At 73.4% G+C, this 21,702-nt stretch carries 19 protein-coding genes and 1 tRNA gene; 13 read left to right on the forward strand and 7 right to left on the reverse strand.

Features of this window, described 5'->3' with window-relative positions:
- The first annotated feature begins 53 nt into the window (after positions 1–53).
- Positions 54–2,102 carry an ATP-dependent helicase gene (locus ACIQLL_RS05405; RefSeq protein WP_402464111.1) on the forward strand — a complete coding sequence of 683 codons (2,049 nt, stop codon included), beginning with the start codon at positions 54–56 and terminating at the stop codon, positions 2,100–2,102.
- Between the two features lie 475 nt (positions 2,103–2,577).
- Positions 2,578–2,949 carry a WhiB family transcriptional regulator gene (locus ACIQLL_RS05410; RefSeq protein ID WP_402464113.1) on the forward strand — a complete coding sequence of 124 codons (372 nt, stop codon included), beginning with the start codon at positions 2,578–2,580 and terminating at the stop codon, positions 2,947–2,949.
- A gap of 89 nt (positions 2,950–3,038) precedes the next feature.
- Here the strand turns inward: ACIQLL_RS05410 and ACIQLL_RS05415 are convergent, their stop codons facing one another.
- Positions 3,039–4,136, reverse strand: a complete 1,098-nt coding sequence (locus ACIQLL_RS05415; RefSeq protein ID WP_402464115.1) for a ThiF family adenylyltransferase — start codon at positions 4,134–4,136, stop codon at positions 3,039–3,041.
- 119 nt (positions 4,137–4,255) lie between these two features.
- Between ACIQLL_RS05415 and ACIQLL_RS05420 the strand changes: the two genes are divergently transcribed.
- Positions 4,256–4,804 carry a M48 metallopeptidase family protein gene (locus tag ACIQLL_RS05420; protein ID WP_402464117.1) on the forward strand — a complete coding sequence of 183 codons (549 nt, stop codon included), beginning with the start codon at positions 4,256–4,258 and terminating at the stop codon, positions 4,802–4,804.
- 7 nt (positions 4,805–4,811) lie between these two features.
- Here ACIQLL_RS05420 and ACIQLL_RS05425 read toward each other — a convergent pair whose 3' ends face one another.
- Positions 4,812–6,227: a zinc-dependent metalloprotease gene (locus ACIQLL_RS05425; RefSeq protein ID WP_402464119.1), complete on the reverse strand. Its 1,416-nt coding sequence runs from the start codon at positions 6,225–6,227 to the stop codon at positions 4,812–4,814.
- A gap of 136 nt (positions 6,228–6,363) precedes the next feature.
- Between ACIQLL_RS05425 and ACIQLL_RS05430 the strand changes: the two genes are divergently transcribed.
- The 3 genes from ACIQLL_RS05430 to ACIQLL_RS05440 all read left to right on the forward strand — a co-directional run bounded on the left by ACIQLL_RS05430 (position 6,364) and on the right by ACIQLL_RS05440 (position 10,907).
- On the forward strand, positions 6,364–7,539 hold the full coding sequence (locus tag ACIQLL_RS05430) for a YlbL family protein (protein ID WP_402464121.1): 1,176 nt from the start codon (positions 6,364–6,366) through the stop codon (positions 7,537–7,539).
- 148 nt (positions 7,540–7,687) lie between these two features.
- Entirely contained in the window at positions 7,688–10,732 is a 3,045-nt protein-coding gene (locus ACIQLL_RS05435) for a UPF0182 family membrane protein (RefSeq protein WP_402464123.1), read from the forward strand.
- A 101-nt stretch (positions 10,733–10,833) separates the two neighbouring features.
- Positions 10,834–10,907: transfer RNA gene (locus ACIQLL_RS05440), tRNA-Met, on the forward strand.
- 110 nt (positions 10,908–11,017) lie between these two features.
- Here ACIQLL_RS05440 and ACIQLL_RS05445 read toward each other — a convergent pair.
- Positions 11,018–12,028: an endonuclease/exonuclease/phosphatase family protein gene (locus ACIQLL_RS05445; protein WP_402464125.1), complete on the reverse strand. Its 1,011-nt coding sequence runs from the start codon at positions 12,026–12,028 to the stop codon at positions 11,018–11,020.
- A gap of 187 nt (positions 12,029–12,215) precedes the next feature.
- Between ACIQLL_RS05445 and ACIQLL_RS05450 the strand changes: the two genes are divergently transcribed.
- From ACIQLL_RS05450 to ACIQLL_RS05475, 6 genes are all read left to right on the forward strand, one after another.
- On the forward strand, positions 12,216–12,485 hold the full coding sequence (locus ACIQLL_RS05450; RefSeq protein WP_402464127.1) for a DUF7218 family protein: 270 nt from the start codon (positions 12,216–12,218) through the stop codon (positions 12,483–12,485).
- 149 nt (positions 12,486–12,634) lie between these two features.
- Positions 12,635–13,132 (forward strand): dsRBD fold-containing protein, encoded by a 498-nt coding sequence (locus tag ACIQLL_RS05455; RefSeq protein ID WP_402464128.1) that lies wholly within the window; start codon positions 12,635–12,637, stop codon positions 13,130–13,132.
- 116 nt (positions 13,133–13,248) lie between these two features.
- The gene (locus ACIQLL_RS05460; RefSeq protein ID WP_402464130.1) at positions 13,249–14,115 is read left to right on the forward strand and encodes an ABC transporter substrate-binding protein; all 867 of its coding nucleotides are present in this window, start codon (positions 13,249–13,251) and stop codon (positions 14,113–14,115) included.
- A 13-nt stretch (positions 14,116–14,128) separates the two neighbouring features.
- Positions 14,129–15,010 carry an ABC transporter permease subunit gene (locus ACIQLL_RS05465; protein WP_402464132.1) on the forward strand — a complete coding sequence of 294 codons (882 nt, stop codon included), beginning with the start codon at positions 14,129–14,131 and terminating at the stop codon, positions 15,008–15,010.
- Positions 15,007–15,786: an amino acid ABC transporter ATP-binding protein gene (locus tag ACIQLL_RS05470; RefSeq protein ID WP_402464134.1), complete on the forward strand. Its 780-nt coding sequence runs from the start codon at positions 15,007–15,009 to the stop codon at positions 15,784–15,786. The genes ACIQLL_RS05465 and ACIQLL_RS05470 overlap by 4 nt, the downstream gene beginning before the upstream one ends.
- A 61-nt stretch (positions 15,787–15,847) precedes the next feature.
- Complete coding sequence (locus tag ACIQLL_RS05475; protein WP_402464136.1) at positions 15,848–17,002, forward strand: DUF2235 domain-containing protein; 1,155 nt, start codon at positions 15,848–15,850, stop codon at positions 17,000–17,002.
- A 3-nt stretch (positions 17,003–17,005) separates the two neighbouring features.
- Here ACIQLL_RS05475 and ACIQLL_RS05480 read toward each other — a convergent pair whose 3' ends face one another.
- From ACIQLL_RS05480 to ACIQLL_RS05495, 4 genes are all read right to left on the reverse strand, one after another.
- Positions 17,006–17,419 (reverse strand): universal stress protein, encoded by a 414-nt coding sequence (locus ACIQLL_RS05480; protein ID WP_402464138.1) that lies wholly within the window; start codon positions 17,417–17,419, stop codon positions 17,006–17,008.
- 13 nt (positions 17,420–17,432) lie between these two features.
- Positions 17,433–18,557, reverse strand: coding sequence for a calcium/sodium antiporter (locus tag ACIQLL_RS05485; protein ID WP_402464140.1), 1,125 nt, complete (start codon positions 18,555–18,557; stop codon positions 17,433–17,435).
- Positions 18,558–18,600: 43 nt separating this feature from the next.
- The gene (locus ACIQLL_RS05490; RefSeq protein ID WP_402464141.1) at positions 18,601–19,050 is read right to left on the reverse strand and encodes a SufE family protein; all 450 of its coding nucleotides are present in this window, start codon (positions 19,048–19,050) and stop codon (positions 18,601–18,603) included.
- A gap of 186 nt (positions 19,051–19,236) precedes the next feature.
- On the reverse strand, positions 19,237–20,142 hold the full coding sequence (locus tag ACIQLL_RS05495; protein ID WP_402464143.1) for a sulfurtransferase: 906 nt from the start codon (positions 20,140–20,142) through the stop codon (positions 19,237–19,239).
- Between the two features lie 177 nt (positions 20,143–20,319).
- Between ACIQLL_RS05495 and ACIQLL_RS05500 the strand changes: the two genes are divergently transcribed.
- The gene (locus tag ACIQLL_RS05500; protein ID WP_402464145.1) at positions 20,320–21,627 is read left to right on the forward strand and encodes a GAF domain-containing protein; all 1,308 of its coding nucleotides are present in this window, start codon (positions 20,320–20,322) and stop codon (positions 21,625–21,627) included.
- Positions 21,628–21,702 lie beyond the last annotated feature (75 nt).

Consider the following 21,702-nt stretch of genomic DNA (forward strand, 5'->3'; position numbering starts at 1 on the left):
CTCCTGTGGATACCGGGGGTCGGTGTCGGTCTCGGCTGCGACAATCGCAGACGATGTCTCTTGCGACCAACTCCCCGGACGCCCCGGTTCATCCCGACGCCATCCTCGACGCGCTGGACCCGGACCAGCGCGACGTCGCCCTGGCCCTGGCGGGACCCGTCTGCGTGCTCGCCGGCGCGGGCACCGGCAAGACGCGGGCGATCACGCACCGGATCGCCTACGGGGTGCGCACGGGGGCGTACCCGCCCACGTCGGTGCTGGCGGTGACGTTCACCGCGCGCGCCGCCGGGGAGATGCGGACCCGGTTGCGCGCGCTCGGGGTCGCGGGCGTCCAGGCGCGCACGTTCCACGCCGCGGCCCTGCGCCAGCTCGGGTACTTCTGGCCACGGATCGTCGGCGGCGCGCCCCCGCAGATCCTCGAGCACAAGGCCCCCGCCGTGGCCGAGGCCGCGCGGCGGATCGGCGCGAGCGTCGACCGGGTGGCGGTGCGCGACCTGTCCAGCGAGGTCGAGTGGGCCAAGGTCTCCCTGGTCACGGCCGAGGACTACGTCGCCGCGGCCGCCGCGGACGACCGCCCCGCGCCGTCGGGCTACGACCACCAGACGGTCGCCCGCCTCGTCACCGCCTACGAGGAGGTCAAGACCGAGCGGGGGGTCATCGACTTCGAGGACGTGCTGCTGATGCTGGCCGACATGCTCGGTTCGCACCCGCACGTGGGCGACCAGGTGCGCTCGCAGTACCGGCACTTCGTGGTGGACGAGTACCAGGACGTCTCCCCGCTGCAGCAGTTCCTGCTCGACCAGTGGCTGGGCGGGCGGCGCGAGCTCTGCGTCGTCGGCGACCCGTCCCAGACCATCTACTCGTTCACCGGCGCGACGCCGCACTACCTGCTGGACTTCACGCGCACGTACGCCGACGCCCAGGTGATCCGGCTGGTGCGGGACTACCGTTCGACGCCGCAGGTGGTGCACCTGGCCAACGACCTGCTGCGCCGGGGCCGGGTCGCCGGCGCGCTGGAGCTGGTCGCCCAGCGTCCGGCCGGGCCGCCGGTGTCCTTCACCACGTACGACGACGACGAGGCGGAGGCTGCCGGCGTCGCCGCCCGTGCCGCACGGCTCGTCGCGGACGGGGTGCGGCCCAGCGAGATCGCCGTGCTGTACCGGACCAACGCCCAGTCCGCGTCGTTCGAGTCGGCCCTCTCGGACGCCGGGGTGAGCTATCAGGTGCGTGGCGGCGAGCGCTTCTTCACGCGGCGGGACGTGCGTGACGCCGTCGTGCTGCTGCGCGGCGCCGCCCGGTCCGCCGACCCCGACCAGCCGATGCCGGAGCAGGTGCGCGACGTGCTCGTCTCTGCCGGCTGGTCCACCGAGCCCCCGGCCGCCCGAGGGGCGGCACGGGAGCGGTGGGAGGCGATGCGGGCGCTGGTCGGGCTCGCGGACGACCTGGCGGCCGCCGCGCCGCCGGACGCACCGGCCACGCTCCAGACGGTCGTGGACGAGCTGGCCGAACGCGCCGCGGCCCAGCACGCCCCGACGGTCGAGGGCGTCACCCTGGCCTCGTTGCACGCCGCGAAGGGCCTGGAGTGGGACGCGGTCTTCCTGGCGGGCATGAACGAAGGACTGATGCCGATCTCGCTGGTGGAGACGGACGAGGGCGTGGCCGAGGAACGGCGCCTGCTCTACGTGGGCATCACCCGGGCACGGGAGCACCTCGAGCTGTCCTACGCGCGCTCGCGCAACCCCGGCGGGCGCGCGAGCCGCAAGCGCACCCGGTTCCTGGACGGCCTGTGGCCCGACGACGGACGGGGCCGGGGGCGTTCCGGCGGCGGGCGGGCCCCCCGCGGTCAGGCCCGCGCCCAGCTGACCGGCGAGGCCGACGTCGCGTTGTTCGACGCGCTGCGCGAGTGGCGCACGTCGGTGGCGCGGGAGACGGACAAGCCGGCGTACACGGTCCTGGGGGACGCGACGCTGGCGGCGATCGCCGAGCTGCGGCCGGCGTCGACGGCGCAGCTGGCCCAGATCAACGGCATCGGACCGGCGAAGATCGACCGGTACGGTGAGACGCTGCTGGCCCTCGTGGCGGGCTCGGTGGAGGGTGCGTGAGCCTCCCGACGAAGATCGCGAAGAAAATCTCGAAAAAAGATGTGGCGTGCCGCCCGGCCCGGTCTATGCTCGTGGTGACCGAGTTCGTTGCGGCGCCCACCGAGAGGTGCGGGGCCCGAGACAGATGAGGAGGTGGGAAGAGATGGACATCATGAAGCGGAACATCGGCGCGACCGGTATCGCGACGGGGGAGAACTCTGCCCTGCGTGGCTTCGAGCCGGCTGTGCGCCTTCGCACGCGCCACGGAGCAGGCACTGCTCTCGTCGATCTCGCATCCCGCTCCGCATCCTGGAGATGTCCGGTCAGCTGACCGATCCAGGCCGCGGAGTCCACTCGGGACCCGCGGCCTTCGTCATTCCTCACCGGGAACTCGGCCCTCACCGGCCGGACGATCCGGCCCCCTGACAGCAGGGGGTCGTCCGCAGGTCCTGAACAACGACGTTCACCACACCCCAGGACCTGACGGAGGACCATCGTGCGTCTCGCACAGCTGTTGGACGAGCGGCTGCTCGACGCGACCCCCGCCGGTGGCGCGAGCCGCTGGACACCGCACCAACCCGTGGCACAGACCCCGGCCGAGGCGGCCGAGATCGATCGGCAGCTCACCGAGCTGCTGCCCTGCCGCACCCACGACCCCGAGCTCTGGTTCGCCGAGCACACGACGCAGGTGGAGCAGGCCAAGGCCCTGTGCCGCTCGTGCCCGCTGCAGGCCGGTTGCCTGGCCGGAGCGCTGGACCGCTCCGAGCCGTGGGGCGTGTGGGGCGGAGAGGTCTTCGTCGACGGGGTGGTCGTGGCACGCAAGCGGGGTCGTGGCCGCCCTCGCAAGTCGGAGCAGCAGGCGGCCTGACCGCCTCCCCGCACGCCGACCGACCAGCCGACCATGTCATCACCCCCGGCCGCCGGGCGGATCGCACGTCGATCCGCCCGGCGGCCTCCTCATGTCCCCGGCGGCACGTCGGCACGGCTGCGGCGGGACGACGGCGGGGCCGCGGCCGTGCAGCCGCACCCCGGGTGCGGCCCGGTCGGCAGCACGCGAGGCAGCGTGTCCGGCAGGCGCACCTCGAGCAGGGCGTTCGCCGCGGCGGGCCGGACCCCGTCGAGATGGGCCAGCACCTGACCGGCCGCGAGCGCCGCGGTCGTCGCGGCGAGGACGGTCTCCTGGGACGCCGGGCCGGGCCATCGCGCGAGCTGTCCGACGAGCCGGGGCCATCGGTCGTCGGCGTCGACGGCGTGGCGGTGCCGGCAGGACACGCACGCCGTCCGGCCGGGCAGCACGAACGGACCGAGAACCACGTCCGCCTCGCCGACGACCACCGGGAGGTGCGCGACGCCGGTGCTCATGAGCCGGGCGAACGTCTCCGGCCGGGCGACCCGGTCGCAGATCTTCACCACGACGTCCGGCGGCGTCTCCTCGCGCCACGTGAGGCCGACGCGCGTGCGCGGGTACCGGCGGGCGAACAGGTCCTGCAGCCGGTGGGAGCGCCGGTGCCCGACGTCGGTCTCCTCGTAGGTGCCCGCGCCCAGGTCGGTCACCTGGACGGGGGTGTCGTCGTCGAGCAGGACCGTCCCGACGCCGGCGGTGGCGAGGTGCGCCGCCGTGGCCGCGCCGATCCTGCCGAGCCCGCTGAGGGCGACCGTGCGCAGGACCCGCCGGGCCAGCGTCACGGTGCCGGCGCCGTCGGGCCGCAGCGCGCCCACCGCCGGGGCGTCGGCGCCGCCGCCCGCCGTGGCCAGGACCTCGGCCCGGGTGCGGGGCGTCGGCACCAGGAAGCCGCAGTCGGCGAGCTGCCGGACGATCTGGTCGCGGCGGTCGTCGGGGACACGGTGCCGCGCGGCGGTGCCCGGCAGCGTGGCGTGCCGGCGGGAGGCGGCCTCGTGGAGCCACGACGCCTCGTGGTCCGCCAGCCCGGCCAGGACCAGCGCCCAGCGCTCGTCGGTGCCGAGCTGGACCTCGCCGCCACCGCGGTCGAGGACGGGGGTGCCCGGTCGCAGGCGGAGCGTGGAGGACGGGGGCGGGACGTCGACGGACACCATGACGGCACCCTGGCAGGGCGGCCGCGCGGCGCGCCCGGCCGGTCCACAGCCCTGTGGACAGCTGCCGTCCCGGTGTGGCTCGTCACACACCGGACACGTGGTCCCGGTATGGTCGAGGCGTGGCCCGGGACACGGTGGCGTCCGTCGAGGTCCGGCGGAGCCGCCGTCGGACCGCGACCGTCAGTGCGTACCGCGACGGCGATCGCACCGTCGTGGCCATCCCGGCGCGCTTCTCGCAGGCCCAGGAACGCGAGTGGGTGGCCAAGATGGTGGCCCGGCTCGAGGACAAGGAACGCCGTCGGCGGCCGTCCGACGCCGAGCTCGTCGAGCGGGCCCGTGAGCTGTCGGTCAAGTACCTGGACGGGCTGGCCCGGCCCACGAGCGTGCGGTGGGCGGCCAACCAGGAACGCCGGTGGGGCTCGTGCACGCTGGTCGACGGCTCGATCCGGGTCTCCACCCGTCTGCAGGGCATGCCCGAGTGGGTGATCGACTACGTGCTGCTGCACGAGCTCGCCCACCTGCTGCACGCCGGGCACGGGCCGGACTTCTGGAAGCTGCTCGAGTCCTACCCGCGCACCGAGCGGGCCCGCGGGTTCCTCGAGGGGGTCGCGTTCACGGCCGACGGGTCCCGCGACGACGACGCGGACTCGGGTTCCTCGGCGTCCTGACCACGGCTCAGCCGGCCGACCCCTCCTCGTCCGTCGACTCGGAGAAGATCTGCGCGAGCGCCGCGTCGACGTCGGACTGCTCGGCCGCCTGGGCGGTGCGGCGGTCGGCGTACCCGGACGGGTCGTCGAGGTCCTCGGTGCCCGGGAGCAGGTCGGGGTGGTCCCACACCGCGTCCCGCGCCTCGGGACCGCCCGTGGCGAGCAGGTGCGCGAACAGCGCGGACGCGTCGCGGGACCGCCGTGGCCGCAGCTCGAGGCCGACCAGCGACCTGAACGTGTGCTCGGCAGGGCCGCCCGCGGCCCGGCGACGACGGATCATCTCGCGCAGCGGCACCGAGTGCGGCAGGTGTGCCAGCACCGCCATGGCGGAGACCTCGGACACCCAGCCCTCGACCAGCGCGAGCGCCGTCTCCAGCCGCAGCAGGGTCGCCTGCTGCTCGGGGGTGTTGTGCAGCCCGAACACGTCGCCGCTCAGGGCGCCGCGCAACGCCTCCGGGTCGGACATGTCGATGTCGCGCACCTGCGACTCGAGCGTGTCGAGGTCGATCGTGATGCCGCGGGCGTACTGCTCCACGAGCCCGTGCAGGTGCGAACGCAGCCAGGGCACGTGGACGAAGAGGCGCGCGTGCGCGGCCTCGCGCACGGCCATGTAGAGCTGCACCTCCTCGTACGGCGAGTCGAGCCCCTCGGCGAAGGCCGCGACGTTGGTGGGCAGCAGCACGGTGGCGGCGTCCGGCAGCAGCGGGACGCCGACGTCGGTGGCACCGAAGACCTCGCGCGAGAGCGTGCCGGCGGCCTGGCCGACCTGCATGCCGTACACGGCGGACCCGAGCGAGCGCATCATCGTCGCGGGGTCGAGGTTGCCCAGCCCGCCGCCGGGGAAGACCGGCATGCCCGGGACCTCGATGCCGCCGAGGTCGTCGTCGCCGACCTGGCCGCGCAGCACGGTGCCGAGCGCGTCCGCCGCCGACGACGCCACCGGGGCGACGAGCTTCTGCCACGCGGGCAACGTCGCCTCGACCCACTCGCTGCGGCTCCACGCGTGCACGGGCCCGCCCGACGGCGGCAGGTCGGTCACGGCGTCGAGCCACAGCTCGGCCACGCGCAGCGCCTCGGTGGCCGAGCGCGCCTGGGCGCCGCTCAGCGACGGGTCGCCCTCGGCGACGGCGACCTGCCGGGCGAGGTCGTGCGCGACCTGGGCGTTGACCGGTCCGGAGTCGGAGGTGAACAGCTGCTGCAGCTGCGCCATGAGGCGCTGCATGGTGGCCGGGTCGGGCGTGGCGCCGCCGAGCAGCGCGGCAGGGTCCAGCCCCTGCGAGCGCATCTGGGCCAGCACCTCGTCCGTCCGGTCGCCGAAGATGCCGCGCAGCGCGTCGCGCAACGCACGGTCGCGCTCGTCGGGGTCGTCGGGCAGGTCGCTCATGACAGTCCTCGGCTCCTTCCGCTGCGGCGATCGCCGCACGCTCACGGTACCCATGCACGACGACGGCGGGCGGTGGTGCGTTCCGGCTTTCGCTCTGGGCGCACGGGCACCACCGGGCATCGGCGATGATGGACCGGTGAGCTTCGACCGCAGTCACCCACCGTTCGAGTCGTTCGGGCAGGCCCTGGCGGCTCCCCGCCCCGACGACGACGATCCGCGCGCGCGTCCTGCGTCCCGGCGTCGACCCGCGAACCCGCGTTCGGTGACCCTGGTGGTCTCGCTGCTGGTCACCGCGGCCCTGGCGGCGGTGCTCATGGTCACCCCGACGCCGTACGCGGTGCGGACGCCGGGGCCCACCGAGGACACGTTGGGAACCCAGGACCAGGGCGCCGGGCAGAGCGCCTCCGAGGTGCCGCTCATCCAGATCTCCGGTGCCGAGACCTTTCCCGCCTCCGGGCAGCTGCGCCTGACGACGGTGTCCGTGTACGGCGGGCCGGGCGGCGACGTCCTCCTCGGTGACGTGCTGTGGGGCTGGGCGTCCCAGGAGCGGTCCGTGCAGCCGGTCGAGGCGATCTTCCCGGAGGCCATCACCTCCGAGGAGCAGCAGGAGCAGGGCCAGGCCCAGATGCTCAGCTCGCAGGAGTCCGCCACCGTCGCGGCGCTGACCGAGCTGGGGTACGAGGTGCCCACGACCATGACGGTCGTCAGCGCGGCCGCCGGGACGGGCGCCGAGGGCGTCGTCGCCGAGGGTGACGTCATCGTCTCCCTGGACGGCGAGCCGCTCGACACCTACCCGGAGCTCCTCGCGGCGCTCGACGACGTCACCCCGGGCGACGACGTCGTGCTCGGCGTGGAGCGGGACGGCGAACCGACGGACCTCACGGTCACGACCGGCGAGGGCGACGACCGCGCGTTGCTCGGGGTGCTCATCGACCCGCAGTACGACTTCCCGGTGGACGTGTCCTACGGGATCGAGGACATCGGCGGCCCGAGCGCCGGGACCATGTTCGCGCTGGGGACCATCGATCTGCTGACACCGGAGGACGAGCTGAACGGGGCCGTCGTCGCCGGGACGGGGACGATGGACGTGGACGGCTCGGTGGGCCCGATCGGCGGCATCGAGCAGAAGATGTACGGCGCGCTGCGCGACGGCGCGCAGTGGTTCCTCGCGCCGTCGGACAACTGCGGCGAGGTCGTGGGGCACGAGCCGGACGGGCTGGAGGTCGTCTCGGTCTCCACGTTGGCCGAGGCGAGGGCCGCGATGGAGGCGATCGGAGCGGGTGACGGGGGGTCGTTGCCCCGCTGCGGCTGAGCCGGCGCCGATCGTGACCGACTCGTGAGCGTCCTGGTGGCCGCCGGTGTCGGAATCGTGGGAACCTGATGGAACGCCGGGGCGTTGACCTGACGTCCCCGCGTGCCCGCACGTGAACCGTTCCGCGCACGAATGAGGTGCCCGCTCCGTGTCCTTCGCCCCGCCCCGTCGTCAGGACGGCCCACCACCGGCGAGACGCCGCAGTCCGCTGCTCATCACCGTGGTGGTCCTGGCAGTCCTGGTGGTCGCCCTGCTGTTCCTGACGAACTTCTGGACCGAGGTCCTCTGGTTCACCCAGGTCGGCTTCTCCAACGTCATCTGGACCCAGTGGACCACCCGCGCCGTGCTGTTCGTCGTCGCGTTCCTGGTGATGGGCGCCGCCGTGTACAGCTCGTTCGCGATCGGCTACCGGTCGCGGCCGGTGTACGCGCCGTCGACGCCGGAGCAGGCCACGCTCGACCAGTACCGCGAGGCGGTCGAGCCGCTGCGCAAGATCGTCACCTACGCCGGGCCGGTGCTCATCGGGATCTTCGCCGGGGTGGCCGCCTCCTCCCAGTGGGAGACGGTGCTGCTGGCCCTCAACGGGCAGTCGTTCGGCCAGTCCGACCCCGAGTTCGGGCTCGACGTCGGCTTCTTCGTCTTCACCCTGCCGGTGCTGCGGTTCGTGGTCAGCTTCCTCATGGCGGTCGTGGTCATCTCGGCGATCGCCGCGGTGGTGACGCACTACCTGTACGGGGGCCTGCGGATCGGTCAGATCCCCGCGGGGTCGTCGCGCACGACGACGGCGGCGCGGATCCACCTGGCCGTGCTGGGCACGGTGCTGATGCTCCTCATCGGAGCCAACTACTGGATGGACCGGTACTCGATCCTGACCAACCAGCACGAGCGCTACGACGGCGCCTCCTACACCGACGTGCACGCCGTCATCCCCTCCAAGGAGATCCTCACCGGTGTGGCCGTGCTCGTCGCGATCCTCTTCGTCGTGGCGGCGTTCCGGGACACGTGGCGGCTGCCGGCGATCGGCGTCGGGCTCATGGTGGTCTCCGCGATCGCGATCGGCGGCATCTACCCGGCCGTCGTGCAGCGCTTCCAGGTGGACCCGAACGCGCAGTCGCTCGAGGCGCCCTACATCCAGCGCAACATCGACGCCACCCTGAGCGCGTTCGACATCGACGACATCGAGTCCCAGCAGTACGACGCGGTCACGGAGGCGGAGGCGGGCCAGCTGCGCGACGACGCGGACACCACCGCCTCGGTGCGTCTGCTCGACCCCCAGGTCGTCAGCCCCTCGTTCCGCCAGCTGCAGCAGAACAAGCAGTACTACAACTTCACCGACAACCTGGCGGTGGACCGGTACGACATCGACGGGGAGTCCAAGGACACCGTCATCGCGGTGCGCGAGCTCAACCTGGACGGCCTGACGGACCGGAACTGGACGAACGACACCACGGTGTTCACGCACGGGTTCGGCGTCGTGGCGGCCTACGGCAACCAGCCGGGCCCGGACGGCCAGCCCGCGTTCTTCGAGGGGGGCATCCCGACCCAGGGCGCCCTGACCGACATGTTCTCCGACGGCTACGAGCCGCGCATCTACTTCAGCCCGGAGGCACCGGCGTACTCCATCGTCGGCGCCCCGGAGGGCACCGAGCCCTGGGAGCTCGACTACCAGGCGGACGCCGAGGGCGGGCAGCAGCAGCTGTACCAGTTCCCCACGGACGAGGTGGAGGCCGGGCCGGAGATCGGCTCGTTCCTGCACAAGCTGCTCTACGCGCTGAAGTTCGGCGACGAGCAGATCTTCTTCTCCGACCGGGTCACCGACGCCTCGCAGATCCTCTACGACCGTGACCCCCAGGAACGCATCGCGAAGGTCGCGCCCTGGCTGACGCTCGACAACAAGGTGTACCCGGCGGTCGTCGACGGACGCGTGAAGTGGGTCGTGGACGCCTACACGACGTCGGACGCCTACCCGTACTCGACGAGCACCCAGATGCAGGAGGCGACGACGGACTCGCTCACGCTCGGCGCCCAGGGGGTGCCGATCGAGCTGCCGCCCGAGGTGAACTACATCCGCAACTCGGTCAAGGCCACCGTGGACGCCTACGACGGCAGCGTCACGCTGTACGCGTGGGACGCCGAGGACCCCCTGCTGCAGGCGTGGAGCCAGGTGTTCCCCGACTCGTTGCACTCGATCGACGAGATCTCCGGCGACCTGATGTCGCACGTGCGGTACCCGGAGGACCTGTTCAAGGTCCAGCGCACCCTGCTCGAGCGCTACCACGTCACCGACGCGGTCCAGCTGTTCGCCGGCTCCGACGAGTGGGAGACCCCCGACGACCCGGTCGGCAGCGACGACCCGGTCTCCTCCAAGCAGCCTCCGTACTACCTGACGCTGCAGATGCCGGGGCAGGACGAACCCGCCTTCTCCCTGACCAGCACGTTCATCCCCGGCGGCATCACCGACCGCGAGATCCTCACCGGGTACCTCGCGGTGGACGCCGACGCCGGGGACCAGGACGGCGAGGTCGCCGAGGGGTACGGCAGCCTGAGACTGCTCGAGCTGCCGCGTGACTCGACGGTGCCCGGCCCCGGTCAGGTACAGAACAACTTCAACTCCAACCCGACGATCTCCGAGCAGCTCAACATCCTGGGGCGCGGGGACTCCGAGGTGGTCCGCGGCAACCAGCTGACGCTGCCCGTCGGTGGCGGCCTGCTGTACGTGCAGCCGGTGTACATCCAGTCGGGCTCCGGGACGCAGTTCCCGCTGCTGCGCCGCGTGCTCGTGGCCTTCGGTGACCAGACCGGGTATGCCGAGACCCTCGACGAGGCGCTCGACCAGGTGTTCGGCGGCGACTCGGGTGCCCAGGCCGGCGACGCCAGCGAGGCCGATTCGGAGGTGCCGACCGACGAGGTGGACCCGGAGACGGGCGAGACCGTCGAACCCACGCCGGAGCCCACGGCGTCGGAGACCACCGAGCCGACTCCGGAGCCCACCGCGACGCAGGACACCGGTGACGCCACGGACGGGTCGCCGCAGGCCCGCCTCGACGCGGCGCTGCAGGACGCCAACCAGGCCCTGACGGACAGCAACCAGGCGCTGCAGGACGGCGACTGGACCGCGTACGGGCAGGCCCAGGAGCGTCTGCAGGCGGCGCTCGAGGAGGCGCTGGCGGCGGAGGGTGAGCTGAACCAGTGATCCGGCCGATCCGGGCAGATGGGCGTGCTGTGACGTGCGTCCCATCTGCCCGGATCGATTGGACTTCGCTCGATTCGGTGTCCTAGAGTTAAGGACATCGCCGCGGGGTGGAGCAGTTCGGTAGCTCGCTGGGCTCATAACCCAGAGGTCGCAGGTTCAAATCCTGCCCCCGCTACTCAGGGAAAGCCCCCGACCGGATCTCCGGTCGGGGGCTTTCGTCATGTCCGGGTCGGCGGCAAGGACGTGGGAGTCAGCGGCATCGCGCCCCGGACCCACGTGCGGCCGTCAGGCCGGGTCGGTCTCGGTGAGGACGGCGGTGACCGGGAAGTGGTCCGAGAACCCGTCCCGGTCGACCGGCTTGCCCATCCCGCCGAACGCGACGGGCTTCGGGTAGTCACCGTCGTCGACCATGGCGGGGTGCTTGTGGATCCGCGCCGACCCGGCGTCCACGTGCCACGGCGCCCCGGGTTCGATCAGCGGCTCGTTGACGAGGATCTGGTCGAGCACGTTCGGCTCGTTGTCGAAGTAGAACGTCCCGTCCGGGATCCCGCCCGCCGGCCACATGAGGTTCCACAGCAGCGGCCTGCCCCGGGCGTTGAGCACCTTGGCGGACTGCCGCGTGCTGAGCGCGTGCTGGACCAGCGAGGTGTCGGACGGCTCGTCGTTGAAGTCGCCCATCACCAGCACGGGCGTCCCGGCGCCGAGGATGTCGACGACCCGCTGGTGGAAGTAGCCCAGGGTCTCGCCGGCGATCGCCCGGTAGCCGGCGGACTCGAGCCGGCCGCCGCTCCGGCTGGGCCAGTGGTTGCCGAGCACGACCAGCCGGCGACCGCCCGCCGCGGTCACGAACGTGACCTGGACGATCTCGCGGGTGGCGTTGCGACGCATCACCACGTGGAAGAACACGGACTCCTCCCGCGGGTCCGGGACGGTGAACAGCTCGGCGTCGTAGAGGAACGCCACGTCGATCCCGCGCGCGTCGTCGGTGTCCGCGTGCACGATCTCGTAGCGGCGCGGTGCGGGCAGCGTGGCGTTGACCTGGTCCCGGAGCCGTTCGACGACGAACCGGTTCTCCACCTCGCACACACCGAGGAGGTCGGGACCGGCGCCGTCGTTCATGCCGGCCACGACCGTCGCGAGCTGGGCGATCTTGCGGTCGCGCAGCTCCGGCGTCCAGCCGGAGACGCTGTTGCCGAGCGCGCGGGCGACCTTCTCCGGCCGGCGGCCGAGCGCCTCGGCGTCCTCCTCGTCGAAGAGGTTCTCCAGGTTCCACCACGCCACGAAGTAGGTAGGCATCGGTCCCCCTCGGACCCGGGGTCCGGTGCGGACCCGGCTACCCGTGGAGAGCGCGCGACGCCGTCCGGTGATACCGGTTCGCCCGCGGCGGTGGCCGCGCACCCCCGCGCGGACCGATGGCCGTCGAGGTGCGCACGGACCGGTCCCGACCCACGATGAAGAGGTCCGCCGAGGAGAGGAGAGATCAGTGCCGCAGCGTGAACCGGGCCCGAGCGTGCAGGACGACGAGCTGTACGAGAAGCTCCGCGACGAGGGCAACAGCAAGGAGAAGTCGGCCCGCATCGCCAACGCCGCCGCGAACCGCGGACGCAGCGAGGTGGGCCGGAAGGGCGGCAGCTCGCCGGCCTACGAGGACTGGACCGTCGAGGACCTGCGGTCCCGCGCCGCCGAGCTCGACATCGAGGGGCGGTCCGGCATGCGCAAGGACGAGCTCATCGAGGCGTTGCGCTCGCACTGACGGCGGCTGCGCCCCGCGCCGGTCCGGGCGCACCCGTCGGCGCGCCCCGCCGGAGCCCGTCGGCGTCGTGCCCGCCCCTGGCGAGCCCCCGCCGCGAGGCGCACCATGGAGGGACAGGACCGCTCGAGGGCGAGACGGAGGTGGACGTCATGAGGGCCTCGGTCGGGGACCGGATCGTGACGGCGTCGGGCGTGGTGGGAGGCGCCGTCCGGGACGGCACCGTCGTCGGGTGTCCGCACGAGGACGGTTCGCCCCCCTACCAGGTGCGCTGGTCGGACACGGGGGAGGAGTCGCTGGTGTTCCCGGGTCCGGACTCGCTGGTGCGCAGCGCCGACGACGCCGAGGACGCCGACGCGGAGCGGCAGCGGGCGCGTTCGGTCACGTGGCACATCCAGCTCTCGCTGGTGGAGTCCGCGGGCAGCACGACGGCGGAGGCCGTCCTGGTGGCCGGTCCGGGCGAGCACGACGCCGGCACCCTGCGCTCGGTGGGGCACGCCCGCCGGGACCCGCAGGACGAGGAGATCCCGGTGATCGGCGACGAGGTCGCGGCCGGCCGTGCCCTGCGCCGGCTCGCCGACGCGCTGCTCGGCCAGGCCGAGCACGACATCACGGCCTCGACCGGCGACCCGGCGCACGTCCATCCCTGAGGACGTGACCGGACCCACACGCCCGGACGGTGTGCGCCGCCGGGGCGCGGGCCTAGGCTCGGTGACGGCCCGCGACGGTGAACCGCGCCGTCGTCCCTGACCTGGAGGAACCGCCCGTGCGATCCCGCCCCGCCCTCGCCGCAGCCCTGGCCCCCGTCGTCCTGCTCGGTCTGGCGGCCTGCTCGGCCGACGGCGACGACGGCACGGACGACGCCGGCACGACGGCGTCCGCGTCGCCCACGGAGTGTGCCGCGGGGGACCTGCCGACGCTGACCGACGGGACGCTCACCGTCGGCGCGGGCGAACCCTACGAGCCCTGGTACGTGGGCGAACCCACCAGCGGCGAGGGTTTCGAGTCGGCGCTCGTCTACGCCGTCGCGCAGGAGCTGGGCTACGCGGCCGAGGACGTCGCCTGGGAGACGGTGACGTTCGAGCAGATCATCTCCCCGGCGATCAAGCCGTTCGACCTGGCGGCCTACCAGACCACCATCACCGACGAGCGGTCCGAGGCCGTCGACTTCTCCAGCCCGTACCTGACGAGCCGTCAGGGCGTGATCGTGGCCGACGAGGGCGACTACGCGGACGCGGCGTCCCTGGCCGACCTGGACGGGGCCACGATCGGCGTGACGGCGGCGCAGACCTCGCTCGACGCCGCGGAGTCCGCCTGGGGCGACGCCGTCGAGGTGACGCCGTTCAACGCGGCGGGCGACGGCATGACCGCGCTGAGCTCGGGCACGATCGACGCCATGGTGATGGACGTCGACCAGGGTGTGGCCGCCTCGACCGTCTACTTCCCCGACACGCACGTCATCGGCACCCTGCCGCCCGTGGGGGAGCCGGAGCAGCTCGGTCTGGTCCTGGACAAGGACTCGGCGCTCACGGCGTGCGTCTCCGCGGCCGTGGACGCCCTGGAGGCGGACGGCACGCTCGACGAGCTGCGCACGCAGTGGCTGAAGTCGGACGACATCGCCGAGCTCTCCTGAGCCGGTCGGGCACATGAGCAGCGCGACAGGCGGGTGGGTGCCCTCCGAGCGCGCGCGGGCACGCGAGGCGTTCCGCCGCGCGCAGCACCGCCGAGCGCTGCTCGTCGCGGCCGTCGCCACCGCGCTCGTGGTGGTCGCCGTGGCGGTGGTGGTGACCACGGCACCGGGCTGGGACCGTGCCCGCGAGGCGTTCTTCTCCCCCCAGCGCGCCTGGGAGGTGCTCCCGGAGGTCGCCGCAGGGCTGTGGCTCAACCTGCGCGTCTGGATCGTGGCCTCCGTGGTGGGGCTCGTCGTGGGGCTGCTGCTGGCCGTGGTGCGGACCTCCCGGCTGCCCGCGCTGTTTCCCGCCCGCGTGCTCACGGTGCTGTACGTCGACGTGTTCCGGGGCGTGCCCGTGCTGCTGGTGCTGCTCCTGGTCGGGTTCGGGCTGCCCGCCCTGCGCCTGGAGTGGCTGCCGGTCGGCGCGGCGTTCCTGGGCGGTCTGGCGATCGTCCTGACCTACACCGCCTATCTGGCGGAGATCTTCCGCTCGGGCATCGAGTCGGTGCACCCTTCGCAGGTGGCCGCCGCACGGTCCCTCGGCCTGACCCGCGGCCAGGCGGTGCGCAAGGTCGTGCTGCCGCAGGCGGTCCGCAACGTCACGGCCCCGGTGGCGAGCGTGCTGGTGTCCCTGCAGAAGGACTCGGGGCTGATCTCGATCCTCGGTGCCGTCGACGCGATCCGCGCCGCGCAGATCGCCACCACCGGGGACTACAACTTCACGCCCTACGTCGTGGCGGGCGTGCTGTTCCTGCTGGTGTCCATCCCGCTGACGCGGCTCGTGGACGCCTGGTCGGCCCGACAGGGGTGGCGCGGGTCGCTGCGCGGCGTGGCCGGTGCGGGGGTCGTGCGGTGAGCGCCGCGACCGTCCCGCCGTCGTCGGCGCTGCTGAGCCTGCGCGACGTGCACAAGTCCTTCCCCACGGGCCGCGGCCGCCGGGCCGGGCGGACGGTGGTGCTCGACGGCGTGGACCTCGACGTGCGCGAGCACGCCTGCGTCGTCCTGGTGGGCGCCTCCGGGTCGGGCAAGTCCACGTTGCTGCGCGTCGTCGACCTGCTCGAGGACGTCGACGACGGCCAGGTGCTGCTCGACGGCGTCGACGTGGCCGACCCGTGGGTCGACGCCGACGCCGTGCGGGCGCGGCTGGCGATGGTGTTCCAGGCCTACAACCTCTTCCCGCACCTGAGCGTGCTCGACAACGTGACCCTCGCGCCACGGGTCGTGCACCGCCGCCCCCGCGAGGAGGCGGAGGCCGCCGGACGGGCGACGCTGGACAAGGTCGGGCTCGGGCACAAGGTGGGGGCTTTCCCCGACCAGCTCTCCGGCGGCGAGCAGCAGCGGGCCGCCATCGCGCGGGCCCTGGTCGGCGGCCCCGAGCTGCTGCTGCTCGACGAGGTCACCTCGGCCCTGGACCCCGAGCTCGTCGGCGAGGTGCTGGACCTGCTGCGCACGCTGCGCGACGAGGGCACCACGATGCTGGTGGCCACCCACGAGATGGATTTCGCGCGGCAGGTCGCCGACGAGGTGGTGTTCCTGCACGACGGGCGCGTCCACGAGCGCGGCACGCCCGCCCAGGTGCTGGACGATCCGCAGCGTGAGCGCACCCGGGAGTTCCTGCGCCGGTTGGGCTGAGCCGGCCACGTATCTGCGCGCCCGTGGCGCCCTCCCTGACGGTGAGAGGGGCGTGAGGGCGATGAAGCGACTCGTGCTGTGCTGCGACGGCACCTGGAACCACGCGGTCAGCGCACAGGTCACGAACGTCGAGAAGCTGGTCCGGTGCGTCGTGCCCGGCCGCGTCGAGGGAACCGACGACGTGCAGGTGGTCGGCTACGTGGGCGGCGTCGGCGCGCACGGGTACCTGGTCGACCGGCTGCTGGGCGGAGCCTTCGGGTACGGGCTGACGAGGAACGTCGTCGACGGCTACCGCTTCCTGGCGGCCAACTACGTGCCCGGCGACGAGATCCACGTCGTGGGGTACTCGCGCGGGGCGTACACCGCCCGCAGCGTCGTCGGCATGATCGCGCAGGTCGGGCTGCTGACCCCCGAGTCGGTCGACGCGGGCCTGCTCGACGACGCCGAGCGCACCTACCGGCTGCGGGACGCGGCCGGACGGACCGCTGCCCGCGAGGCCAAGGCCGCGTTCCGCGCGGCGCACTCCTACGACGTCCGGGTGCGGTTCCTCGGTGTCTACGACACCGTCGGCGCGCTCGGCGTCCCGGGCCTGACCCGCAGGCGCAGCAAGTTCCACGACGTCACGCTGTCCTCCATCGTCGACGTCGCCCGGCAGGGCCTGGCCATCGACGAGCGCCGCATCACGTTCGCCCCGTGCCTGTGGACCGTGCCCGACGACGACGACGCACCGGACCGGGTGCAGCAGGTCTGGTTCCCCGGCGGGCACAGCGACGTCGGCGGCGGGTCCCCGCGGGCGGGGCTGTCCGACGTCGCGCTCGCCTGGATGGCCCACGAGCTGTCCGCGTGCGGCGTCGTGCTCGACGAGGTGCGCCTCGCCCGGCAGATGGGCGACGACCCGTGGGTCGTCGACACCCGTCCGTCGCTGCCGTTCCGCCTGATCAACCTGGTGCGCCGTGCGCGGCCCCGCTACGGCGTCGTCGACGGCCGGCGCGTGTTCCGCCGGGGGCTGCGGGTGCTGGCGCTCCCGGCCGACGGCGGTGGCTGGCGCGATCACGTGGCGCTCGCGGACACCGCCGTCCAGCACGTGGTGCGCGACCGGTACGGCGAGCAGGCCCGCAACCTCGGGTGGTGGCTCGAGGCGGCCGGTGGCGTGGAGAGCGTGCCCACCGTCAGCGTCGGCGCCGCGCCGGAGGACGCCCACCCGCTGCGGTCGTGAGGGTCAGGAGTCGTACGCGTCCTTGACCACGAGCACGGGCACGGAGGCGTCCAGCAGGACCCGCTGGGTGGTGGTGCCCATGAGGAAGGTGCCCTGGCTGGACCGCTTGCGCGACCCGACGACGACGAGCGTCGCGCCGGCGGCCTCGGCCTCGTCGAGGATCGCGTCCGCGGGCTCGGTGCCCTCGGGGCGGTAGGCGACGGTGGGTGACCCGTCGGCCTGCTCACCCGTCGCCCGGCCGGCGCCGTCGGAGGCGGCCAGCAGCGACGCGAGCGCTTCGGGGGTGGCGGCGTCGGCGGGCTGCGGGTCGAGGACCAGCACGTGCAGCGGCAGGGCGCGCCGGCGCGCCTCCTCCACCGCGGTCCGGACTGCCGCCTCGCCGTGGGGAGAGGCGTGGTAGGCCACGAGCACCGTCATGGCACCAACTCTGTCACACCTGACGCCGTCCTCGCCGCAGCCCGAGCTCGTAGGCGGCCAGGGCCACGAGCCAGACCCCGGTCACGGGCAGCACGAACCCGAAGAACGCCGCGCTGAACGGTTGCAGGGCCTCGTGGTCGGTGGCCGCCAGCAGGACGAACGCGAGGTAGGCGACGTAGAGCCCGACGAACAGCGCACCCTCCCAGCGCACGATCGCCTGTCCGGTCAGGGCCACGGGCACCAGGGCCACGGCGACGGCCACCATGAGCGGCAGGTCGAAGCGCACGGCGGCCGGGTCCACGCCGACGCCACCCGGCGCGACGATCGCGGTGAGCCCGAGCACGGCTCCGATGTTGAAGATGTTGCTGCCGACGATGTTGCCCACGGCCAGGTCTCGCTCGCCCCGGGTGACGGCGATGATGCTCGTGGCCAGCTCCGGCAGGGAGGTGCCGACGGCGACGACGGTCAGGCCGATCACCAGGTCGCTGACCCCGAACGCCGTCGCGATCTGCGTGGCGCCGTCGACCAGGAGCTGTGCGCCGGTCACCAGCAGCGCCACGCCCGCGGCGACGAGGGCGATGTCCAGGGCGATCGACCGGGCGCGGGTAGCCCGGCGGCGACTCCGCGGTGCCGAGGTGCCGGGCGCTCCCGTCCTGGACTCCGGCGGGTGCGACCGGGACGGGGCGGCCCGTCGCGCCCGGACCGTGACGACCACGAGATAGGTGACCAGGACGCCGAGCAGCAGGACGCCGTCGAGCGTGCTGAGGGTCCCGTCGAGCGCGAGGAGGAGGGCGAGGACGGACATCCCCACCATCACGGGGATGTCGGTGCGGACCAGGCGTGACGTCACGGCGAGGGGGACGACGAGCGCCGAGATCCCGAGGACCAGCAGGATGTTGGCGATGTTGCTGCCGACGACGTTGCCGACGGCCAGCCCGGCCGAACCCGACAGGGCGGCCCCGGCGCTGACGGCGAGCTCGGGGCTGGAGGTCGCGAAGGACACGACGGTCAGACCGACCACCAGCGCCGACATCCCCACCGCCCGCGCCAGGGAGGCCGCCCCCCGGACCAGGGCCTCGCCACCGGCGACCAGCAGCACGAACCCGCCGAGCAGGAGCAGGACGCTGGTGAGGCTCACGCGCCCAGGCTACGGAAGCGCGCGGCGCGCGCGATCGGGACCGTCAGGAGGCGGCGAGCTGCTCGACGACCTGGCGCTTGGCCCGCGTGAGCATGCCCGCCATCCCGTTGAGCCGCAGGGCGCTGACCGCGCGGGTCAGGCCGAGCTGCAGCGGGAACTCCTCGGGGACGTCGAGGACCTGCTGCGGGCTGAGCCCGGACAGCCCCTGGGCGAGGATCGAGGCGAACCCCCGGGTCGTGGGCGCCTCCTGCGGGGCGGAGGCGTAGAAGTGCACGACCTCGCCGTCGACCTCGGCGAACGCGCGCACGGGCGACTGGCACTCCTCGACCTTCTCGAGCAGTCCCGGGGCCAGGGCGTAGCGCTCCGGCAGCTCCGGCAGCTCGCGGGAGAACTCCAGCAGGAGCTGCAGCCGGTCGGGCTCGGACAGGGCGAGGAAGTCCTCGCGGATCTCGGCGAGCGAATCGGGCAGCTCGGCGGTCACGGCGTCGGTCATGGCTCCAGTTTCTCCTAGATCCGCGCGGGGTAGGCAACTTCCCCTCGGGGTAGGCAACCTTCCTTCGGGGTAGGCAACCTTCCCTCGAGGTAGGCACCTACCCCGCGGTGAGGTTGCCTACCTCGCGCTGGGGTTGCCTACCTCGCGGTGGGGTTGCCTACCCCGCGAGGTCGGGGGGCTTCGTGGTCAGGCGGCCGGGGCCTCGCCGCGCTCCGCGCCCGCGACGATCGGCACGCGCACGGCGTTGCCCCACTCGGTCCACGAGCCGTCGTAGTTGCGCACGTCCGGGATGCCGAGCAGGAAGTGCAGGGCGAACCAGGTGTGGCTGGAACGCTCGCCGATGCGGCAGTAGGTGATGACCTTGTCGTCGGCCTGGATCCCCAGCCCGCCGTCGAGGTAGATCGCCTCGAGCTCGGCACGCGGCTTGTAGGTGCCGTCCTCGGCCACGGCGGTGGCCCACGGCACGTTGGCGGCCGTGGGGATGTGGCCGCCGCGCAGCACGCCCTCCTCGGGGTAGTCGGGGATGTGCAGGCGCTCCCCGGTGAACTCCTGCGGGGAGCGGATGTCCACCAGCGGCCCGGAGCCCAGGTGGGCGAGCACGTCCTCCTTGAAGGCGCGGAAGGTGGTGTCGTCGCGGTCGACGGCGGGGTACTCGGCGGGCGCGGGCGCCGGGACGTCCGTGGTGAGCTCCCGGCCCTCGGCGACCCAGAGGTTGCGGCCGCCGTCGAGCAGACGCACGTCCGCGTGGCCGAACAGCGTGAAGACCCAGGCGGTGTAGGCGGCCCACCAGTTGTTCTTGTCGCCGTAGAGCACGATGGTGGTGTCGCGGCCGATGCCCTTGGAGCCGAGCAGCTCGGCGAAGCCGGGGCCGTCGAGGTAGTCGCGTTCGACCGGCAGCAGCAGGTCGGTGTGCCAGTCGATCTTCACCGCGCCGGGGAGGTGCCCGGTCTCGTAGAGCAGCACGTCCTCGTCGGACTCCACGACGACGAGGTCCTGGTCGTCGAGGTGCTCGGCGAGCCACTCGGTGGTCACGAGGCGCTCGGGGTGCGCGTACTCCTGCAGACGGGGGTTCGGGTCGAGCGGTGCGGGCATGGTGGTCCTCCATCGGGGCACGTGCGGGCTGGTCCGAGCACACCCTAGGCAGGCACCGGTCCGCCACGACACCTTCCGTCCACGATATGGGACCAGCATTTGAGATGCGTGGGGCCGGGTCGTGCGCCGTCAGGTCCTAGACTGGCCACACCACCGCACGACGACGTCGGAGGCGCCATGCTGGACCGCCCCGCACCCCGGGAGACCACGGACGACGGCGTGCGCCCCCGGACCGCCCGTGGCGCCGTCCGCCGCGACCGGCGCTGGGTGCTCTCCGCCTACGACTCGTTCCTCGGCAGCGGGTCCCTCCCCGCCGGTATCGACCCCCTCGTCGCCGCGTCCTGGCGGCGCAGCCTGCGCTCCGGCGTCGACCCGGAGCACCCCCGTGGCGCCGGTGGGCTGGACCCGGCCGAGCTCGAGGAGTACCGCTCGTCGCACCCGCTGCGACCACTCATGCCGCTCGTGCGCGAGCTCGTCGTCGAGCCCGCCCGCGACGACGGCCTCGTGGTCGCCGTGTCCGACGACGTCGGCCGCCTCCTGTGGGTCGAGGGCGACGCCCGCACCCGCACCTCGGCCGAACGCCTGGGCTTCGCAGCCGGTGCCGTCTGGCGCGAGGAGGACGTCGGCACGAACGCCCCCGGCACGGCGCTCGCCACCCGGCGCGCGGTGCAGGTCCTCGGGGCCGAGCACTACTCCCGCTCCGTGCAGTCCCTCAACTGCGCCGCCGCCCCGATCCGGGCCGCCGACGGCCGGGTGCTCGGCGTGCTGGACGTCACCGGGGGTCGTGCCGCGGGCTCGCACGTCGCGCTCTCCCTGGTGCGCGCCACCGTCGCCAGCCTGGAGCGGGAGATCGCCGCCCGGACGGCTGCGGGCACGGCAGCGCCCACCCCGACGACGGCCCCCCGGCCCGCCACCAGCGAGCTCACGCTGCTCGGGCCACCCGCGCTGCGACGGCCCGACGGTCTGCACCGGCTCTCCGGCAGGCACGCCGAGATCCTCGCGCTGCTCGGCGAGCACCCCCGGGGCCTGGCCGCCGACGAGCTCGCCGTCCTGCTGCACCCCGGAGACCTGTCCGAGGTCACCGTGCGCGCCGAGATCTCCCGCCTGCGCCGCGTCGCCCGGGACCTGGTGACGGGATCGCGCCCCTACCGGCTGGCCCCGCACGTGCGCGCCGACGTCGACGTCGTGCGCGCCCACCTCGCCGCCGGGGACGTGCCCGCCGCCCTGGCCGCCTACACCGGACCGCTGCTGCCGCGCTCGGTGGCCCCCGGCGTCGAGCGGGTGCGCGCCGAGCTCGCCGCCGAGGTGCGCACCGCCGTCCTGGCCGGTGGCGACGCCGAGACGCTCGACGCGTGGACCCGCACCGACGACGGCGCCGACGACGTCGAGGCGTGGCGTCTCCTGGTCCGGCGCGCCCCGCAGGGCGGACCCCGGTGGAGCCGCGCGCGGGCTCACCTGGCCGTCGTGGACGCCGCCCTGCGCTGAGCCGCCACCGGTGCAACGGTGCTGCAACGCCCGCGCCCTAACGTCAGGAGCACGGCGCGACGAGGCGCCGTCGTC

Source organism: Isoptericola aurantiacus (assembly GCF_044769875.1).
Taxonomy (GTDB): Bacteria; Actinomycetota; Actinomycetes; order Actinomycetales; family Cellulomonadaceae; genus Isoptericola; species Isoptericola aurantiacus.